We start from the raw sequence: 15,455 nt of genomic DNA, 5'->3' as shown, positions 1-15,455 counted from the left end.
ACAGGGCCTCAGAGCTCGATGCCGGCCTGTTCGGCCACGGTATGCATGTCCTTGTCGCCACGGCCCGACAAGTTGACCAGGATGACGGCGTCGCGCGGCAGCGTGGCGGCCATCTTCACGGCTTGCGCAATGGCGTGCGAGGACTCCAGCGCGGGCATGATGCCTTCGATGCGGCAGCAATCGTGGAAGGCCTTGAGGGCTTCCGCGTCGGTGATGCCGACGTACTCGGCACGGCCGGAGTCCTTCAGCCAGGCATGTTCCGGGCCCACGCCGGGATAGTCCAGGCCGGCGGAGACCGAATGCGTTTCCTGAACCTGGCCGTCGGCGTCCTGCATGACGTAGGTGCGGTTGCCGTGCAGCACGCCCACCTGGCCCGCGGCCAGGGAAGCGGCGTGGCGGCCGCTGTCCATGCCCTCGCCCGCCGCCTCGACGCCGATCAGGCGCACGTTTTCGTACGGAATGTAGGGATGGAAGATGCCCATGGCGTTGGAGCCGCCGCCCACCGCCGCCACGACGTAGTCGGGCTGGCGGCCGGTGGCCTCGGGCATCTGCGTCAGGCATTCGTTGCCGATGACGGTCTGGAAATCGCGCACCATGCGGGGATAGGGGTCGGGACCCGCCACCGTGCCGATGATGTAGAAGGTGTTTTCGATGTTGGTGACCCAGTCGCGCATGGCTTCGTTCAGCGCGTCCTTCAGGGTGCGCGAACCGGACGTGACCGGCACCACCGTCGCGCCCAGCAGCTTCATGCGGTAGACGTTCGAGGCCTGGCGGCGGACGTCTTCGCTGCCCATGTAGACCACGCATTCCATGCCGTAGCGGGCCGCCACCGTGGCGGTGGCCACGCCGTGCTGGCCGGCGCCGGTTTCGGCGATGACGCGCGGCTTGCCCATGCGCTTGGCCAGCAAGGCCTGGCCGATGCAGTTGTTGACCTTGTGGGCGCCGGTGTGGTTCAGGTCTTCACGCTTGAACCAGATCTGGGCGCCGCCCACCATTTCCGACCAGCGGCGTGCGTGGTAGACCGGGCTGGGCCGGCCGACGAAATGCTTGAGTTCGTAGTTGAACTCTTCCTGGAAGGCGGGGTCGACACGGTAATGGTCATAGGCCGCGCGCAGCTCGTCGAGCGCGTGCATCAGCGTTTCCGCCACGAAAACACCGCCATAAGGGCCGAAATGGCCCTGGGCATCCGGAAAGTCGTAAGGTTTCACCAAGCATCTCCCCCGGGTATCGCGGCAGGCCACTGCCGGCCGCAAATCCGGTTTGCAACCCGTCATTTTACCTGACGCCGGCAGCGGCCGGGGGCAACGCCCCAGCCGCCCCGGGAACCGTCAGCCTGCCCTCAGAGCGACTGCCCCAGGCGGCGCAGGAAGGTGTCGCAGGCAGCCAACTGGTCCAGCGCGACGTACTCGTTGGGCTTGTGGGCCTGTTCGATATGGCCGGGGCCGCAGACCACGGTGGGGATGCCGATGCCCTGGAACAGGCCGGCCTCGGTGCCGTAGGCAACCTTGCGGGTGGCGCGGTCTTCGGTCAGGGCGCGCACCAGCTGGGTGATGGCGGCTTCCTCGGACGCTTCCAGGGCGGGCGCGGCCGCGCCCGTCTCGATTTCGATGCTGGCGCCGTCGAACTCGGCCTTCATGCGCGGCAGGAGCTCTTCGCGCACGTATTTTTCAACTTCTGCCTGGATCTCGTCGGGCTGCATGCCGGGCAGGTTACGGAATTCGTAGGTGAATTCACACAGTTCGGGGATGGTATTGACCGCGATGCCGCCCCGGATCTGGTTGGTGGTCATCGTGGAGAACGGCACGTCGTAGAACTGGTCGTAGGGGCCGTTGGCCTTGAAGCTGTCGGCCAGGTCGCGGATGCGGCAGATCAGGCGGGCGGCATATTCGATGGCGTTGCAGCCGCGCGGGGTCAGCGACGAGTGCGCCGCCTTGCCGTGCACCTTGCAGCGGAACAGGTTGATGCCCTTGTGCGCCACCACCACCTGCATGCCGGTGGGTTCGCCCACCACGCAACCTTCGGGGCGGATGCCGCGTTCGTGCAGGTCGGCCAGCATGTAGGGCGCGCCGGCGCAGCCGACTTCCTCGTCATACGAGAACGCCAGGTGCATCGGCTTCTTGCGCGGCATGGCCAGGAATTCCGGCACCATTGCCAGCGAGCTGGCGATGAAACCCTTCATGTCGCAGCTGCCGCGGCCATAGAGCAGGCCGTCCTTTTCGACGAGCTTGAACGGATCCGTGCTCCATTCCTGGCCGTCGACCGGCACCACGTCGGTGTGGCCGGACAGCACGATGCCGCCCTGCATGCCGCCGTCCTGGGCGGGCAAGGTCGCGAACAGGTTGGCCTTGGTGCGCTCCGGATTGTGCGCCAGCCATGCGTCGACGCCCTGGCCCTTGAGCCAATCCCGGACGGTTTCGATCAGGGCAAGATTGGAATTACGGCTGGTGGTGTCAAAGCCAACCAGCGTTTCCAGCCAGGTGCGCGCGTTCATGTCACTACTCTCTTGGGGAAAAACAGGAGTGTAAGGCCAGCGCGCCTCCGCGTCTCGGCGTGGTCCGGCGCGCGAAGCGCCTAGAATGTCGCCCGGTTAGGCAAACCCCAAGGAGAAACCGTGCAGCACAAAGCAGTTCCCACACGCAACATCGTGGCGGCAGTAATAGGCAATGCCCTCGAATGGTATGACTTCCTGGTGTTCGCGTTCATGACGCCGATCATCTCGAAGCTGTTCTTCCCCACCGACCCAAGCGTTCCCGGCAGCGAGCTGAACGCCATCCTGATGACCACCGCCATTTTCGGCGTCGGCTTCTTCATGCGCCCCGTGGGCGGCATCATCCTTGGCCTGTACGGCGACAAGAAAGGCCGCAAGGCCGCCATGGTCATGGTGACCTCGCTGATGGCCGTGTCGATCGCGCTGATCACCGTGGCCCCCACCTACCACGCGGCCGGCATCCTGGCCCCGATCTTCATCCTGATCGCTCGCCTCTTGCAGGGCTTCTCCGCCGGCGGCGAATTCGGCACCTCGACGGCGCTGCTGATCGAGATGGCGCCCAACGGCAAGCGCGGCTTCTACGGTTCCTGGCAGATGGCCGGCCAGATGCTGGCGCTGCTGATCGGCGCGGCCTGCGGCACGCTCATCACCGAGTTCTTCACCCCGCAACAGATCGCCGACTGGGCATGGCGCCTGCCGTTCGCGTTCGGCCTGGTCATTGTCCCCATCGCCATCTATATCCGCCGCAACGTCGATGAAACCGACGCGTTCAAGCAGATCAAGGAAGAAGAGCGCCAAGCCGCCGCCCGCGGCGACGTGCAGCGCCTGAGCCTGGGCCAGATGCTGAAGACGCATACCCGCGAAGCGCTGATCGGCGTGGGCCTGGTCGTGACCGCGACCGTGTCCATCTACATCACCTTCACGTATCTGGTGACCTACTCTACGCAGATCCTGAAGCTGCCGCTGAACCAGACCTTCCTGGTGCAGATGGCGGGCGCGGCGCTGATGGTGCTGCTGACGCCCTTCATGGGCGCCTGGTCCGACCGCATCGGCCGACGCCCCCTGGTGATCGGCTCGCTCATCGGCTACCTGATCGTGCTGTACCCGCTGTACTACTGGCTGTCGGATGCGCCTTCCATCGGCCGCCTGCTGGCCGTGCAGGTCGTGGTCTGCCTGTTCGTGTCGGCATTCTTCGGCGTGTTCAGCACGGTGATGGCGGAACTGTTCCCCGCGCGCGTGCGCTCGGTGGGCCTGTCCCTGGCCTACAACGTGGCCGTGATGATCTTCGGCGGTTTCGCGCAGTTCATCGTGACCTGGCTGATCAAGACCACCGGCTCGCCGATGGCGCCCGCCTATTACGTGATGTTCGGCGTGGCGCTGGGGCTGATCGCCGCGTTCTACATGCGCGACCGCGCGCACGAAGAGCTGGACAACTGAGTCCTGCTCCCACCCGGGCCGCCCGGCCCGGGTTTCCCGCCTAGCGGCGTGTCGCCGACGACACGCCCGGCACTTCGGCCAGGGCGTCCAGCGCGCGCGACAGCGATTCCCCGCCGCGCACTTCCACCGTGAACACCATATGGGCCAGCGACTGCTTGCTCTGTGTGTTCACGCCCACCACGTTCAGGCGCAGCCGCGCAAAGACTTCGGACAGGTCCCGCAACAGGCCGGAACGGTCGTGCGCGCGCACACTGATGTCCACCGGGTAGAACGTGTCGGCGGTTTCGCCCCAGGCCACCTCGATGACGCGCTCCGGCTCTCGCGCGGCCAGCGCCAGATAGCTGTGGCAATCGCTGCGGTGGATCGACACCCCGCGTCCGCGCGTGACAAAGCCGGCGATCGGATCGGGCGGCGCCGGACGGCAGCAGCGCGCCAGCTGCGTCAAGAGCGACCCCACCCCCACCACCAGCACGCCGCTCTTGCCGCTTTTCTCGGCGCTGCCGGCGCTGGCATGGCGCAAGGCGGCCGGCTGCGGCTCGACGACCGGCCCGGGCTGCTGGAACAGGGTGTCGATCTGCCGGAGGCTGAACTCTTCCTTGGCCGCCGCCACGTACAGGTCGTCGGCGCGGGCGAATCCCAGGTTCTGCGCCAGCTGTTCCAGATTGACGGCAGTCTTGCCCAGCCGCTGCAATTCCTTTTCGACCAGCGCCTGGCCCTGCGTGATGCGCTGCTGCAATTCGATCGCGTTGAACCACATGCGCACCTTGGCGCGGGCCCGCGGACTGGCCAGAAAGCCCAGCTGCGGGTTGAGCCAGTCGCGCGACGGCCCGCCGGACTTGGCGGAGATGATCTCCACGGTCTGGCCGGTGGACAGATGGGTCTGCAGCGGCACCATCTGCCCGTCGACGCGGGCGCCGCGGCAACGGTGGCCAAGGTCGGTGTGCAGGTGATAGGCGAAATCGACCGGCGTGGCGCCGGCGGGCAGTTCGATCACGCGCGCCTGCGGCGTCAGCACGTAGATGCGCTCATCGGTATGGGCCGGCGCCGCCGCCGGGCCGCGCTGCCTGCCCGATGCCGGCTTGGCGGGCGCGGGCTGGGCGGGTTCGCCGCCGCCCTCGACATCGCTGTTCCAGGCCAGTAGTTGCCGCATCCACGCCAGTTGCCGGTCGTATTCGCTGGAGGCCGCCACCTGGCCGCCCTTGGCGCCCGCTTCCTTGTAGCGCCAATGCGCGGCCATGCCGTATTCGGCGAACTGATGCATTTCGCGCGTGCGGATCTGCACTTCGAAGGGACGGCCGTCGTCGTCGGCCACCACCGTGTGCAGCGAGCGGTAACCGTTGGGCTTGGGCCGCGAAATATAGTCGTCGAATTCTTCCGAGATCGGCGTCCACATTTCGTGCACCATGCCCAGCGCCGTATAGCAGGCGCGCACGTCGTCAACGATGATGCGCAGCGCGCGCAGGTCGTACATCTGCGAGAAATCCAGCCGCTTCACGCGCATCTTGTTCCAGATGCTGTAGATGTGCTTGGGCCGGCCGCTGACCTCGGCCTCGACGCCCGCCTTGGCCAATCCCGTCTGCAGGCGCTCGATGGCGCCGGCGATGAAGGCTTCGCGCTCCACCCGCTTTTCTTCCAGCAGGCGGGCGATCTGTTTGTACTTGTCGGGCTCCAGGAAGCGGAACGCCAGATCTTCCATTTCCCACTTGATCTGCCAGATCCCCAGGCGGTTCGCCAGCGGCGCATACAGGTCCAGGGTTTCGCGGGCGAAATCGGTGGAGCACGGCGCCTTGCTTTCCGCGTGCCAGCGCAAGGTGCGCAGGCGCGAGGCCAGCCGCATCAGCACGATGCGCAGGTCGGCCGCCATGGCCAGCAGCATCTTGCGCTGCATTTCCTTTTGCGAGCCGCTTTCGGCGGCGGCGTCGCTCGCCTGCCGCGCCACCACGCCCAGGCGCAGCAGCGCGCGCGTGCCCTGCACCAGCCGCGCGATCTCGGGACCGAAGGCGGCCGCGACCGGATCGCTGCGCAGGGACGGCGCGGGCGCCATCAGGTCGGTCGGCAAGGCAGCCAGCAGCGCCGCGGCGCGGGTGGCGGCATCGGTATGCAAGGCCGCCAGGATGCGGACCACGCCCGCGCCGTGTCCGGCCAGGGGTTCGCCGGTCAGCGCCTGCTGCCCTTCGAAACGCGGTTCGGCCCAGGCCACGGCCTGGTCGATCAGCGCCACGCCCTCGGCATCCAGGCCGGCGCCTACCTCCTGGCGCCAGGTAGCGTCGAAAGGCGTAGGCGCGTCGGGAACAGGCGGGGCGGACATGACGGACGGCAGGCGGATGTAGTTTGATATCCCGACACTCTACACTAGGGTTTGTAGACACCAAAAGCAGCCGCTAGCCCCGGCATATGGAAGGAACCGAAGCTTATGTTGCGCTGGCTCAAGGGCCGGGGCGCCCGCCCCTCCGCGGTGGCCGAAATGCAGGCCCGCATCTCCCCGGAACTGTGGCAACAGGTGCTGGACGCCCACCCGTTCCTGGCGGCATTGAAAGCCGATGAAGCGGCCCAGTTGCAGGCGCGTTCGGCCTGGCTGCTGGCCAGCAAGCACATCAACGGCGCGCAAGGACTGGAGGTCTCGGACTTCATGCGCCTGAGCATCGCGGCCCAGGCCAGCCTGCCCATCCTCAACCTGGCGCCCGAACTGTATGAAGGCTGGGACGAGATCATCGTGTACCCCGCCAGCTTCCGCATCCCGCGCTCGCGCCAGGACGATGACGGCGTGGTGCACGAATACCTGGAGGACGCCGCCGGCGAAGCCTGGGAAGGCGGGCCGCTGGTGCTGTCCTGGGAAGACACGCAGTTCTCCGACGGCGGCTTCAACGTGGTCATCCACGAGTTCGCCCACAAACTGGACCTGCGTTCGGGCTATGCCGACGGCATGCCCTCGCTGGCCGCGCACCCCGAACTCAAGCCACAGGCCTGGCGCCGCATCCTGGACGACAGCCTGGACCGCTTCATCGCTGCCGTGGACGCGGTCGAGGCCGCCATCCCGCATGATGTGGATCCGGAAAGCGAGGCCGCCGACGCCTGGTACGGCCAACTGCCGATGGACCCGTATGCCGCCACCGACGAAGCCGAGTTCTTCGCGGTCAGCTCGGAACACTTCTTCGTGGATCCCTACCCCATGCACGAAGCGCTGCCGCAATGGTATGGGCTGCTGCGGGCCTACTACCGGCAGGATCCGCTGGAACGCTACGCATGAAACAGCTGCTGATCGTGTGGCATTCGCGCACCGGCGCCGCGCGGCAGATGGCCGAAGCCGCTGCGCGCGGCGCGCGCGCGGCCGCCGCGCAACTGGAACAGACGGCAGACCTGGACGTGGTCTTGCGGCGCGCCGCCGACACGCAGGCCGAAGAAATGCTCGCCAGCCAGGCCTACCTGTTCTGCGCCCCCGAGAACCTGGCCTCGCTGAGCGGCGAGATGAAGGAATTCTTCGACCGCAACTATTACGCGGTGCTGGACCGGATACAAGGCTTGCCCTACGCCTGCGCCATCAGCGCGGGCAGCGACGGCGCGGGTGCGGCGCGGCAGGTCGAGCGCATCTGCACGGGCTGGCGGCTCAACGCGCTGGCGCCGGCGCTCATCGTCAACATGGGTGCGCAGACGGCGCAGCAGATCCTGGCGCCCAAGATCATGGCCGGCGCGGATATTGCGAAATGCGAGGAATTGGGCGGCCTGCTGGCCGCGACGCTGTTGCTCGGGCAGTAGCCGGCACAACGCGGGATGATGAGACGGGTGGCGCACGCGCCAGCCCGCCCCGTGCACGCATCAGGCGCCCGGGGCGCCCGACGCGGCAGGCGTCTTAGACGGCAGCCGTCACGACGATTTCGACCTTGTAGTCCGGATTGGCCAGGCGGGCTTCGACGGTGGCGCGCGGAGGCGAATTGCCGTCGGCGACCCAGGCGTCCCAGGCCTTGTTCATGCCATCGAATTCCTTCATGTTGGCCACGTAGATCTGGGCCATCAGGATCTTGGTCTTGTCAGTGCCGGCTTCGGCCAGCAGGCGGTCGATCGTGGCGAGCACCTGTTCGGTCTGGCCGGTGATGTCCAGCGTGGAATCGTCCGGCACCTGGCCGGCCAGGTACGCGACGCCGTTGTACACGGCCATGTCGGACAGGCGCTTGGCCACGTGGAAGCGCTTGATGCTGCTCATGAATAGTCCCCTAGATTCGAGTGGGTTGGGTGGAACGATACTGAAGAACCCGCAATTTACCCCGAGCCGCCGTCAGGCGGGGGGCAGCTGGAATACCTGGCGCAGATAGGCCAGGTAGGCCGGATCGTCGCACATGGTCTTTTCCGGCGCGTCGGACACCTTGGCCACCGGCTGGCCATTGCAGCGGACCATCTTCATGACGATCTGCAGGGGCTCGTGGCCCAGGTCGTTGGTCAGGTTGGTACCGATGCCGAAGGACACCTTGCAGCGACCGGAAAACTGGCGGGCCAGCTCGATGGCGCGCGGGAAAGTCAGCGAATCCGAGAACACCAGCGTCTTGGCGCGCGGATCCACGCGGTTCTTGCGGTAGTGCTCGAGCAGGCGCTCGCCCCAGACGAAGGGATCGCCCGAATCATGCCGCGCGCCGTCGAACAGCTTGCAGAAATACATGTCGAAATCACGCAGGAAGGCATCCATGCCGTAGACGTCCGACAGCGCAATGCCCAGGTCGCCACGGTATTCCTTGGCCCAAACCTCCAGCGCGTACACCTGCGAATCGCGCAGCCGCGGACCCAGCGCCTGGCAGGCTTGCAGGTATTCGTGGCCCATCGTGCCCAGGGGCAGCACTTCGTGTTGCTTGGCCAGCAGCACGTTGCTGGTGCCGGCGAAATGCACGCCCATCTGCGACTTCATGGTGGACACGATTTCTTCGTGCCAGATCTTGGAAAAGCGGCGCCGCGTGCCGTACTCAGCCACGCGGAAATCGGCCAGCGCCGGATCGTCCAGCACCAGGTGCATCTTGGACTGCAAGCGCTTGCGGCCCTCTTCCCAGTCGGGATTCTTGCGGGTGTTGCGGAAATAGACCTCGTTGACGATGGCCAGCACCGGGATCTCGAACAGGATCGTATGCAGCCAGGGGCCTTTGACCTCGATGCTGATTTCGCCCGGCCCATCGCCCACGCCGATGTGAATGCAGCGCTCCGGCAGATGGAACAGTTCGAGGAAATCGACGAAGTCGCTTTTGATAAAGCGCAAGCCGCCCAGATATTTAAGTTCGTCCTCGGTGAAGCGCAACTGGCATAGCTGATGCACTTCCTCGCGGATTTCGTCCAGGTAGGGACGCAGGTCGACCCCGGGCGTGCGGCATTTGTAACGGTACTCGACCTGGGCAGCGGGAAAATGATGCAGAACCACCTGCATCATGCTGAATTTATACAGATCGGTGTCGAGCAGCGAAGTGATTATCATGATGGCGCGTTTCGTTTCGCGACACCATAGCATAGAGCTCCCGCTGTTCAGGGCGAAGGGCCACTATGTCAATACGGGTATTGCCGGCACATCGGCGCGGCATTGGGTAAAATCCGCCCAACAAGACACAAAAGCCGCCGCTCCCGGAGTTCCTGAATGACCCACGTTGTCACCGAAAACTGTATTAAGTGCAAGTACACCGACTGCGTAGACGTGTGCCCGGTGGACTGTTTTCGTGAGGGTCCGAACTTCCTCGTGATCGACCCTGACGAATGCATCGACTGCGCCGTCTGCATCCCGGAATGCCCGGCCAATGCCATCTACGCCGAAGAAGACGTGCCGCAGGACCAGTTGAATTTCATCGCCCTGAATGCCGAACTCTCGCCCGAGTTCGCCAGCATCAGCCGTGCCAAGAAGCCCCTGCCCGACGCCGACGAATGGAATGGCAAGCAGGACAAGCTGCAATACCTGGAAAAATAATCCGCGAACGCCGGCCCCGCCCTGGCGGCCGGCCTCGCGCGATGTACCGATGACCGACGACTCCAAATACACGCGCCAGACCGTTACCCACGTCCACACCTGGGTGCCTGACAAGCTGTTCTCCGTGCGCGTGACGCGCGACGACGCGTATACGTTCCAGCCGGGCCAGTTCGCCCGGGTCGGTCTGCCGGAAGCCGGCGCCTCGGAAGGCGAACCCACGCTGTGGCGCGCCTATTCCATGGTGTCGGCGCCGCACGAACCCTGGCTGGAGTTCTATTCCATCGTGGTCCCCGAAGGCCTGTTCAGTCCGCGCATGGCGCGGCTGCAGCCTGGCGACTCGCTATATGTGGAAAAGACGCCCTACGGATTTCTGACCCTGGAGCGCTTCGCGCCGGGCGGCGATCTTTGGCTGCTGGCCTCGGGCACGGGCCTGTCTGCCTACCTTTCGATCCTGCGCGACCCGGCAGTCTGGCGGGCCTACCGCCGCATCATCCTGGTGCACGGAGTGCGCACCGCCGCGGAGCTCGCCTACCGCACCGAAATCGAATCCTGGCGCAACCAGCCGGCGCTGGCCGAGTTCTTCGCGGCGGATCCGCAGAAACTCGTCTACCTACCCATCGCCACCCGCGAAGCCCTGCCCGGCATGCCGCAGGAACGCCTGACCACGCTGATCGCCGACGGCCGCCTGGAGCAGCTCGCAGGCCAGCCGCTGGACCCCGAGCAGGCCAAGATCATGCTTTGCGGCAATCCCGACATGCTGGCCGACGCCCGCAAGCTGCTGGGCGAACGCGGCTTCAAGCCTGGACGCCGCGGCATCCCCGGCAACCTGGCAGTGGAAAACTACTGGTAGCTTCGGTCCGTCCGACTTAGTGCATAAATCCTTCTTTTGGTATGACAGCACGTTGTAAAAAGCGCCCTAAACTGGTGCTCAATGGGTATTGGGTCGCTTTTTAGCAACAGATTTGCTTTTTTTGTCGGCGTTTCTTCAGGCTGTTTAGAAATATCGTTAGTGCCCGGAGCAATAATCGGGACACACGCACGACCCAGAAGGACTTTTCTCAAATGCTGTATCAATTGCACGAAATGCAGCGCGCCTTCCTGACTCCGTTCGCTGCATTTACGGACGCCGGTTCTCAGCTGTTTTCCAGTCCCTACAGCCCTCTCGCCTATACCCCGATCTCCCGCCAGATGGCAGCCGGGTATGAGCTGATGACCCGCATCGGCAAGGAATACCAGAAGCCTGCCTGGAACCTGCCCACCACCGAAATCAACGGCAAGTCCGTCCGCGTCATCGAAGGCGTGGCCATCGACAAGCCGTTCTGCCGCCTGCTGCACTTCCAGCGCGATGTCCGCCACACGGGCCGCGACGATCCCAAGGTCCTGCTGGTGGCGCCGCTGTCCGGCCACCACGCCACCCTGCTGCGCGACACCGTGCGCGCCCTGCTGCCGGCCCACGACGTCTACGTCACCGACTGGGTCGACGCCCGCATGGTGCCGCTGTCGGCCGGTCCGTTCCATCTGAACGACTACGTGCGCTACGTGCAGGATTTCATCCGCCACCTGGGTCCGGACGTGCACGTGATTTCCGTGTGCCAGCCGACGGTGCCGGTGCTGGCCGCCGTCTCGCTGATGGCCTCCGCCAACGATCCCTGTCAGCCGCGCAGCATGGTGATGATGGGTGGTCCCATCGACCCGCGCCAGTCGCCCACGCAGGTCAACCGCCTGGCCACGACCAAGCCCTACAGCTGGTTCGAGAACCAGGTCATCCATCCGGTGCCGCCGCGCTATCCGGGCGCGGGCCGCAAGGTCTACCCGGGTTTCCTGCAGCACGCGGGGTTCATGGCCATGAACCCCGACCGCCACATGAAGTCGCATTACGACTTCTACCTGGACCTGCTGCGCGGCGACGACAGCGACGCCGAAGCGCACCGCCGCTTCTATGACGAATACAACGCCGTGCTGGACATGCCGGCCGAGTTCTATCTGGACACGATCCGCATGGTGTTCCAGGAGTTCCAGCTGCCCAACGGCACCTGGGAAGTGGACGGCAAGCTGGTGCGTCCGGCGGACATCAAGAAGGTCGCCCTGCTCACCATCGAAGGCGAACTGGACGACATCTCCGGCCAGGGCCAGACGCGCGCCGCCATCAAGCTGTGCAAGAACATCCCGGCCGAGCGCAAGACGCACTACACGGCGCCCAACTGCGGCCACTACGGCATTTTCTCGGGCCGCCGCTGGCGCGAAATGATCTGTCCTAAAATTGCCGAATTCATCCGGCAATCTGCGTAGGATGGGTGTAGCGCGAGTCAAGCCGGACTAGAATCCGGACCTCCGACGCGCGCAACCCATCAAACAGCGGTGACTGGAAATCTCAGCGCTGTTTGATGGGTTGCGCGCGATTCGCGTTTGGGGTCCCTGATTCCTGCCTTTCGCGCCCCCGTCCCACGATTTCATCTTCACATCCATGTCCTGTCGCTCATTGGCCGACCGCATCGATGCCTTGCTACCCCAGACGCAATGCACCAAGTGCGGATACGACGGCTGCCGGCCCTATGCCGACGCCATCGCGGACGGCTCCGCCCCGATCAACCGCTGCCCGCCCGGCGGCGACGACGGTATCGCCGCGCTGGCGGTCCTGCTCGATACCCCCATCCTGCCGCTGGACGCCACCCGCGGCGAACCCGGCCCGCTGCTGGTCGCGCGCATCGACGAAGCGCACTGCATCGGCTGTACGCTGTGCATCCAGGCCTGTCCCGTGGACGCCATCGTGGGCGCCAACAAGCATATGCATACCGTGCTGGCCGACTGGTGCACCGGCTGCGACCTGTGCGTGGCGCCCTGTCCGGTCGATTGCATCCAGATGGTGCCGGCAGGTCGCGCCTGGAATTCGCAGGATGCCGCCATCAGCCGCCAGCGCCACCGCAGCCATCTGGCACGCACCGAACGCCTGGCTGCCGACAACGCGCGCCTGATGGCGCCCGAAGCGGCTGCCGCGCCCAGCGCTTCCGCTCCCGCCGCCGACGAGGCGCGCAATGAGGACCGCAAGCGTTCCGCCATTGAATCCGCGCTGGCCCGCGCCCGGGCCCGCCGCAACCCCACTCAATCATGAACGCAGCCAAACGCCGAGAGATCTTCGCCCGCCTGCAGGCCGCCAACCCGCATCCGACCACCGAGCTCGAATACGACACGCCGTTCCAGTTGCTGATTGCCGTGCTGCTGTCGGCGCAGGCGACCGACAAATCGGTCAACATCGCCACGCGCAAATTCTTCCCCGCTTACGGCACGCCGCAAGCCCTGCTGGCGCTCGGCGAAGAAGGCTTGGCCGACTACATCAAGACCATCGGCCTGTACCGCACCAAGGCGAAGAACACCATCGCCACCTGCAAGATCCTGATCGAGCAGCACGGTGGCGAAGTACCGCAGACTCGCGAAGCGCTGGAAGCCCTGCCCGGCGTTGGGCGCAAGACCGCCAACGTGGTGCTCAACACGGCGTTCGGACAACCCACGATGGCGGTGGACACGCACATCTTCCGCGTGTCGAACCGCACCGGCATCGCGCCCGGCAAGAATGTGCTGGAAGTCGAACAGAAACTCGAAAAGTTCGTGCCGCGCGAATACATGCAGGACGCTCACCACTGGCTGATCCTGCTGGGCCGCTACGTCTGCGTGGCGCGCAAACCCAAATGCCCTCAATGCGGCATTTCCGACCTCTGCGAATTCAAGCAGAAGACGCCTGCCTGACGGCGCGTTAGCTTACGCGCCGACACGGCATTCGGTGCACGCAAATCGGGTTTTCCCTCCCTCTCAAATCCATCAGGCGTTGATGACGATCAACGCATATTTGCTGCATTGCATTTCCATTATGGAAAGCCTTTATTCCCTTGTGGCGCAAGCATTGTCGGCCTGCCGACAATTGCCCATTCCGCACTGCAAAACCTATGACAAACCCTCATGGAATTTTGATAAATAGGTGCGCATACTCGCCGGCAACTCATAAGAAAACTGCGATTTCCTGAACAGTTTTCCGGACCCTGCGGGGGCCTGGCGCAACGACGGCAGGTGGAGACCGAAATAAATACAACGCCGGTGCAGCGAACATGGACGACACGATCCTGGAGACAAAAGGCCTCACCAAGGAATTCCGCGGATTCGTCGCGGTCAATGGGGTCGATTTGCGTATCAAGCGGGGCGAGATTCATGCCTTGATCGGGCCGAACGGCGCCGGCAAGACCACTTGCTTCAACCTGCTTACCAAGTTTCTTTCTCCCACGTCGGGAAGCATCAAGTTCAACGGTATCGACATTACCGGCGAGCGGCCCGCGCAGATCGCGCGCCGCGGCGTGATCCGTTCATTCCAGATCTCGGCGGTGTTTCCGCACCTGACCGTGCTGGAGAACGTGCGCATCGGGCTGCAGCGCAGGACCGGCCTGTCGTTCCACTTCTGGAAAAGCGACAGGCAGCTCGCCGTGCTGAATCAGCCGGCGCGCGACCTGCTGGAGCAGGTGGATCTGGGCGCCTTCGCCAACGAAACCACCGTAAACCTGCCCTATGGCCGCAAGCGCGCGCTTGAAATCGCCACCACGCTGGCGATGGAACCCGAGCTGATGCTGCTGGACGAACCCACACAAGGCATGGGCCACGAGGACGTGGACCGCGTCACGCAACTGATCAAGCGCGTCAGCGCCGGACGCACCATCCTGATGGTGGAACACAACATGAATGTCGTGTCCTCCATCGCCAACACCATTACTGTGCTGGCGCGCGGCAGCGTGCTGGCCGAAGGATCGTACGCCGAAGTCTCCCGCCATCCGGCCGTGATGCAGGCTTACATGGGCACCACCGACGGCGAACTTCAAGGAGCGCACGCATGAGCACCCCGGCACTGGAAATTTCGGGCCTGCAGGCCTGGTACGGGGAATCGCATATCCTGCACGGCGTGGATATGCGCGTTGGACAAGGCGAAGTGGTCACGCTGCTCGGACGCAACGGCGCCGGGCGCACCACCACCCTGCGGGCCATCCTGGGCCTGACGGGATCGCGCAAGGGCTCGGTGCGCATCCATGGCACCGAAGCCATCGACCTGCCCACCTACAAGATCGCCCATCTGGGCGTGGGCTATTGCCCCGAGGAACGCGGCATCTTCGCCAGCCTGTCCTGCGAAGAAAACCTGCTGCTGCCTCCGGTCGTCGGTTCGCTGGGCGGCGGCATGTCGCTGGCAGAAATCTACGACATGTTCCCCAATCTGCAGGAGCGCCGGAATTCTCCCGGCACGCGCCTGTCTGGCGGCGAACAGCAAATGCTGGCCGTGGCGCGCATCCTGCGCACCGGCGCCAACCTGCTGCTGCTCGACGAAATCTCCGAAGGCCTCGCCCCTGTCATCGTGCAGGCGCTGGCTCGCATGATCACGGCGCTGAAGCAGCGCGGCTACACCATCGTCATGGTGGAGCAGAACTTCCGCTTCGCAGCGCCCCTGGCCGACCGCTTCTACGTCATGGAGCACGGCCAGATCGTCGAGCACTTCGAAGCCGCAGAACTTTCAGAAAAACAGGACACGCTCAACGAACTGCTGGGCGTCTAGAACCTGTGTCATCCGCCGGAAATCCG

At 64.9% G+C, this 15,455-nt stretch carries 15 protein-coding genes; 10 read left to right on the top strand and 5 right to left on the bottom strand.

Annotation, left to right across the window (positions count from 1 at the left end):
* Window positions 1–8: 8 nt before the first annotated feature.
* Both trpB and argE read right to left on the bottom strand, forming a co-directional pair.
* Window positions 9–1,208, bottom strand: coding sequence for a tryptophan synthase subunit beta (gene trpB / locus HV766_RS12545; protein WP_054451311.1), 1,200 nt, complete (start codon window positions 1,206–1,208; stop codon window positions 9–11).
* Between the two features lie 131 nt (window positions 1,209–1,339).
* Complete coding sequence (gene argE, locus HV766_RS12540) at window positions 1,340–2,491, bottom strand: acetylornithine deacetylase (RefSeq protein ID WP_054450578.1); 1,152 nt, start codon at window positions 2,489–2,491, stop codon at window positions 1,340–1,342.
* Window positions 2,492–2,611: 120 nt separating this feature from the next.
* On the opposite strand from argE, the gene HV766_RS12535 reads away from it, so the two are divergent.
* Window positions 2,612–3,925 (top strand): MFS transporter, encoded by a 1,314-nt coding sequence (locus HV766_RS12535; protein ID WP_059374811.1) that lies wholly within the window; start codon window positions 2,612–2,614, stop codon window positions 3,923–3,925.
* Between the two features lie 40 nt (window positions 3,926–3,965).
* Here the strand turns inward: HV766_RS12535 and HV766_RS12530 are convergent, their stop codons facing one another.
* A complete protein-coding gene (locus tag HV766_RS12530; protein ID WP_054450575.1) occupies window positions 3,966–6,233 on the bottom strand; it encodes a RelA/SpoT family protein in 2,268 nt (755 codons plus the stop codon).
* A 105-nt stretch (window positions 6,234–6,338) separates the two neighbouring features.
* Here HV766_RS12530 and HV766_RS12525 point away from each other — a divergent pair, with 105 nt between their 5' ends.
* Window positions 6,339–7,172, top strand: coding sequence for a M90 family metallopeptidase (locus HV766_RS12525; protein ID WP_119450980.1), 834 nt, complete (start codon window positions 6,339–6,341; stop codon window positions 7,170–7,172).
* Window positions 7,169–7,678 (top strand): NAD(P)H-dependent oxidoreductase, encoded by a 510-nt coding sequence (locus tag HV766_RS12520; protein ID WP_175181232.1) that lies wholly within the window; start codon window positions 7,169–7,171, stop codon window positions 7,676–7,678. The genes HV766_RS12525 and HV766_RS12520 overlap by 4 nt, the downstream gene beginning before the upstream one ends.
* A gap of 94 nt (window positions 7,679–7,772) precedes the next feature.
* On the opposite strand, the gene HV766_RS12515 is transcribed toward HV766_RS12520, so the two are convergent.
* Window positions 7,773–8,123: a RidA family protein gene (locus HV766_RS12515; RefSeq protein WP_042796825.1), complete on the bottom strand. Its 351-nt coding sequence runs from the start codon at window positions 8,121–8,123 to the stop codon at window positions 7,773–7,775.
* Between the two features lie 72 nt (window positions 8,124–8,195).
* Window positions 8,196–9,371: a nicotinate phosphoribosyltransferase gene (gene pncB, locus HV766_RS12510; RefSeq protein WP_054450570.1), complete on the bottom strand. Its 1,176-nt coding sequence runs from the start codon at window positions 9,369–9,371 to the stop codon at window positions 8,196–8,198.
* Between the two features lie 156 nt (window positions 9,372–9,527).
* Between pncB and fdxA the strand changes: the two genes are divergently transcribed.
* The 7 genes from fdxA (at window position 9,528) to HV766_RS12475 (ending at window position 15,429) form a co-directional block, all read left to right on the top strand.
* Window positions 9,528–9,851: a ferredoxin FdxA gene (gene fdxA / locus HV766_RS12505; protein ID WP_006389264.1), complete on the top strand. Its 324-nt coding sequence runs from the start codon at window positions 9,528–9,530 to the stop codon at window positions 9,849–9,851.
* A gap of 49 nt (window positions 9,852–9,900) precedes the next feature.
* Window positions 9,901–10,701, top strand: a complete 801-nt coding sequence (locus tag HV766_RS12500) for a ferredoxin--NADP reductase (protein WP_054450568.1) — start codon at window positions 9,901–9,903, stop codon at window positions 10,699–10,701.
* A 212-nt stretch (window positions 10,702–10,913) separates the two neighbouring features.
* Complete coding sequence (locus HV766_RS12495) at window positions 10,914–12,140, top strand: polyhydroxyalkanoate depolymerase (RefSeq protein ID WP_119450983.1); 1,227 nt, start codon at window positions 10,914–10,916, stop codon at window positions 12,138–12,140.
* A 175-nt stretch (window positions 12,141–12,315) separates the two neighbouring features.
* The gene (gene rsxB, locus HV766_RS12490) at window positions 12,316–12,960 is read left to right on the top strand and encodes an electron transport complex subunit RsxB (protein ID WP_119450984.1); all 645 of its coding nucleotides are present in this window, start codon (window positions 12,316–12,318) and stop codon (window positions 12,958–12,960) included.
* A complete protein-coding gene (nth, locus tag HV766_RS12485; RefSeq protein ID WP_054450563.1) occupies window positions 12,957–13,592 on the top strand; it encodes an endonuclease III in 636 nt (211 codons plus the stop codon). Before rsxB ends, nth begins: the two co-directional genes overlap by 4 nt.
* Before the next feature lie 356 nt (window positions 13,593–13,948).
* Window positions 13,949–14,722 carry an ABC transporter ATP-binding protein gene (locus HV766_RS12480; protein ID WP_054450562.1) on the top strand — a complete coding sequence of 258 codons (774 nt, stop codon included), beginning with the start codon at window positions 13,949–13,951 and terminating at the stop codon, window positions 14,720–14,722.
* Window positions 14,719–15,429 (top strand): ABC transporter ATP-binding protein, encoded by a 711-nt coding sequence (locus HV766_RS12475; protein ID WP_013392192.1) that lies wholly within the window; start codon window positions 14,719–14,721, stop codon window positions 15,427–15,429. Before HV766_RS12480 ends, HV766_RS12475 begins: the two co-directional genes overlap by 4 nt.
* Window positions 15,430–15,455: the final 26 nt, after the last annotated feature.

The organism is Achromobacter aegrifaciens (genome assembly GCF_902859735.1).
GTDB classification, from domain to species: Bacteria; Pseudomonadota; Gammaproteobacteria; order Burkholderiales; family Burkholderiaceae_B; genus Achromobacter; species Achromobacter aegrifaciens.
The sequence above is the reverse complement of the archived record's forward strand: the minus strand, read 5'-3'. Positions and strand labels throughout refer to the sequence as shown.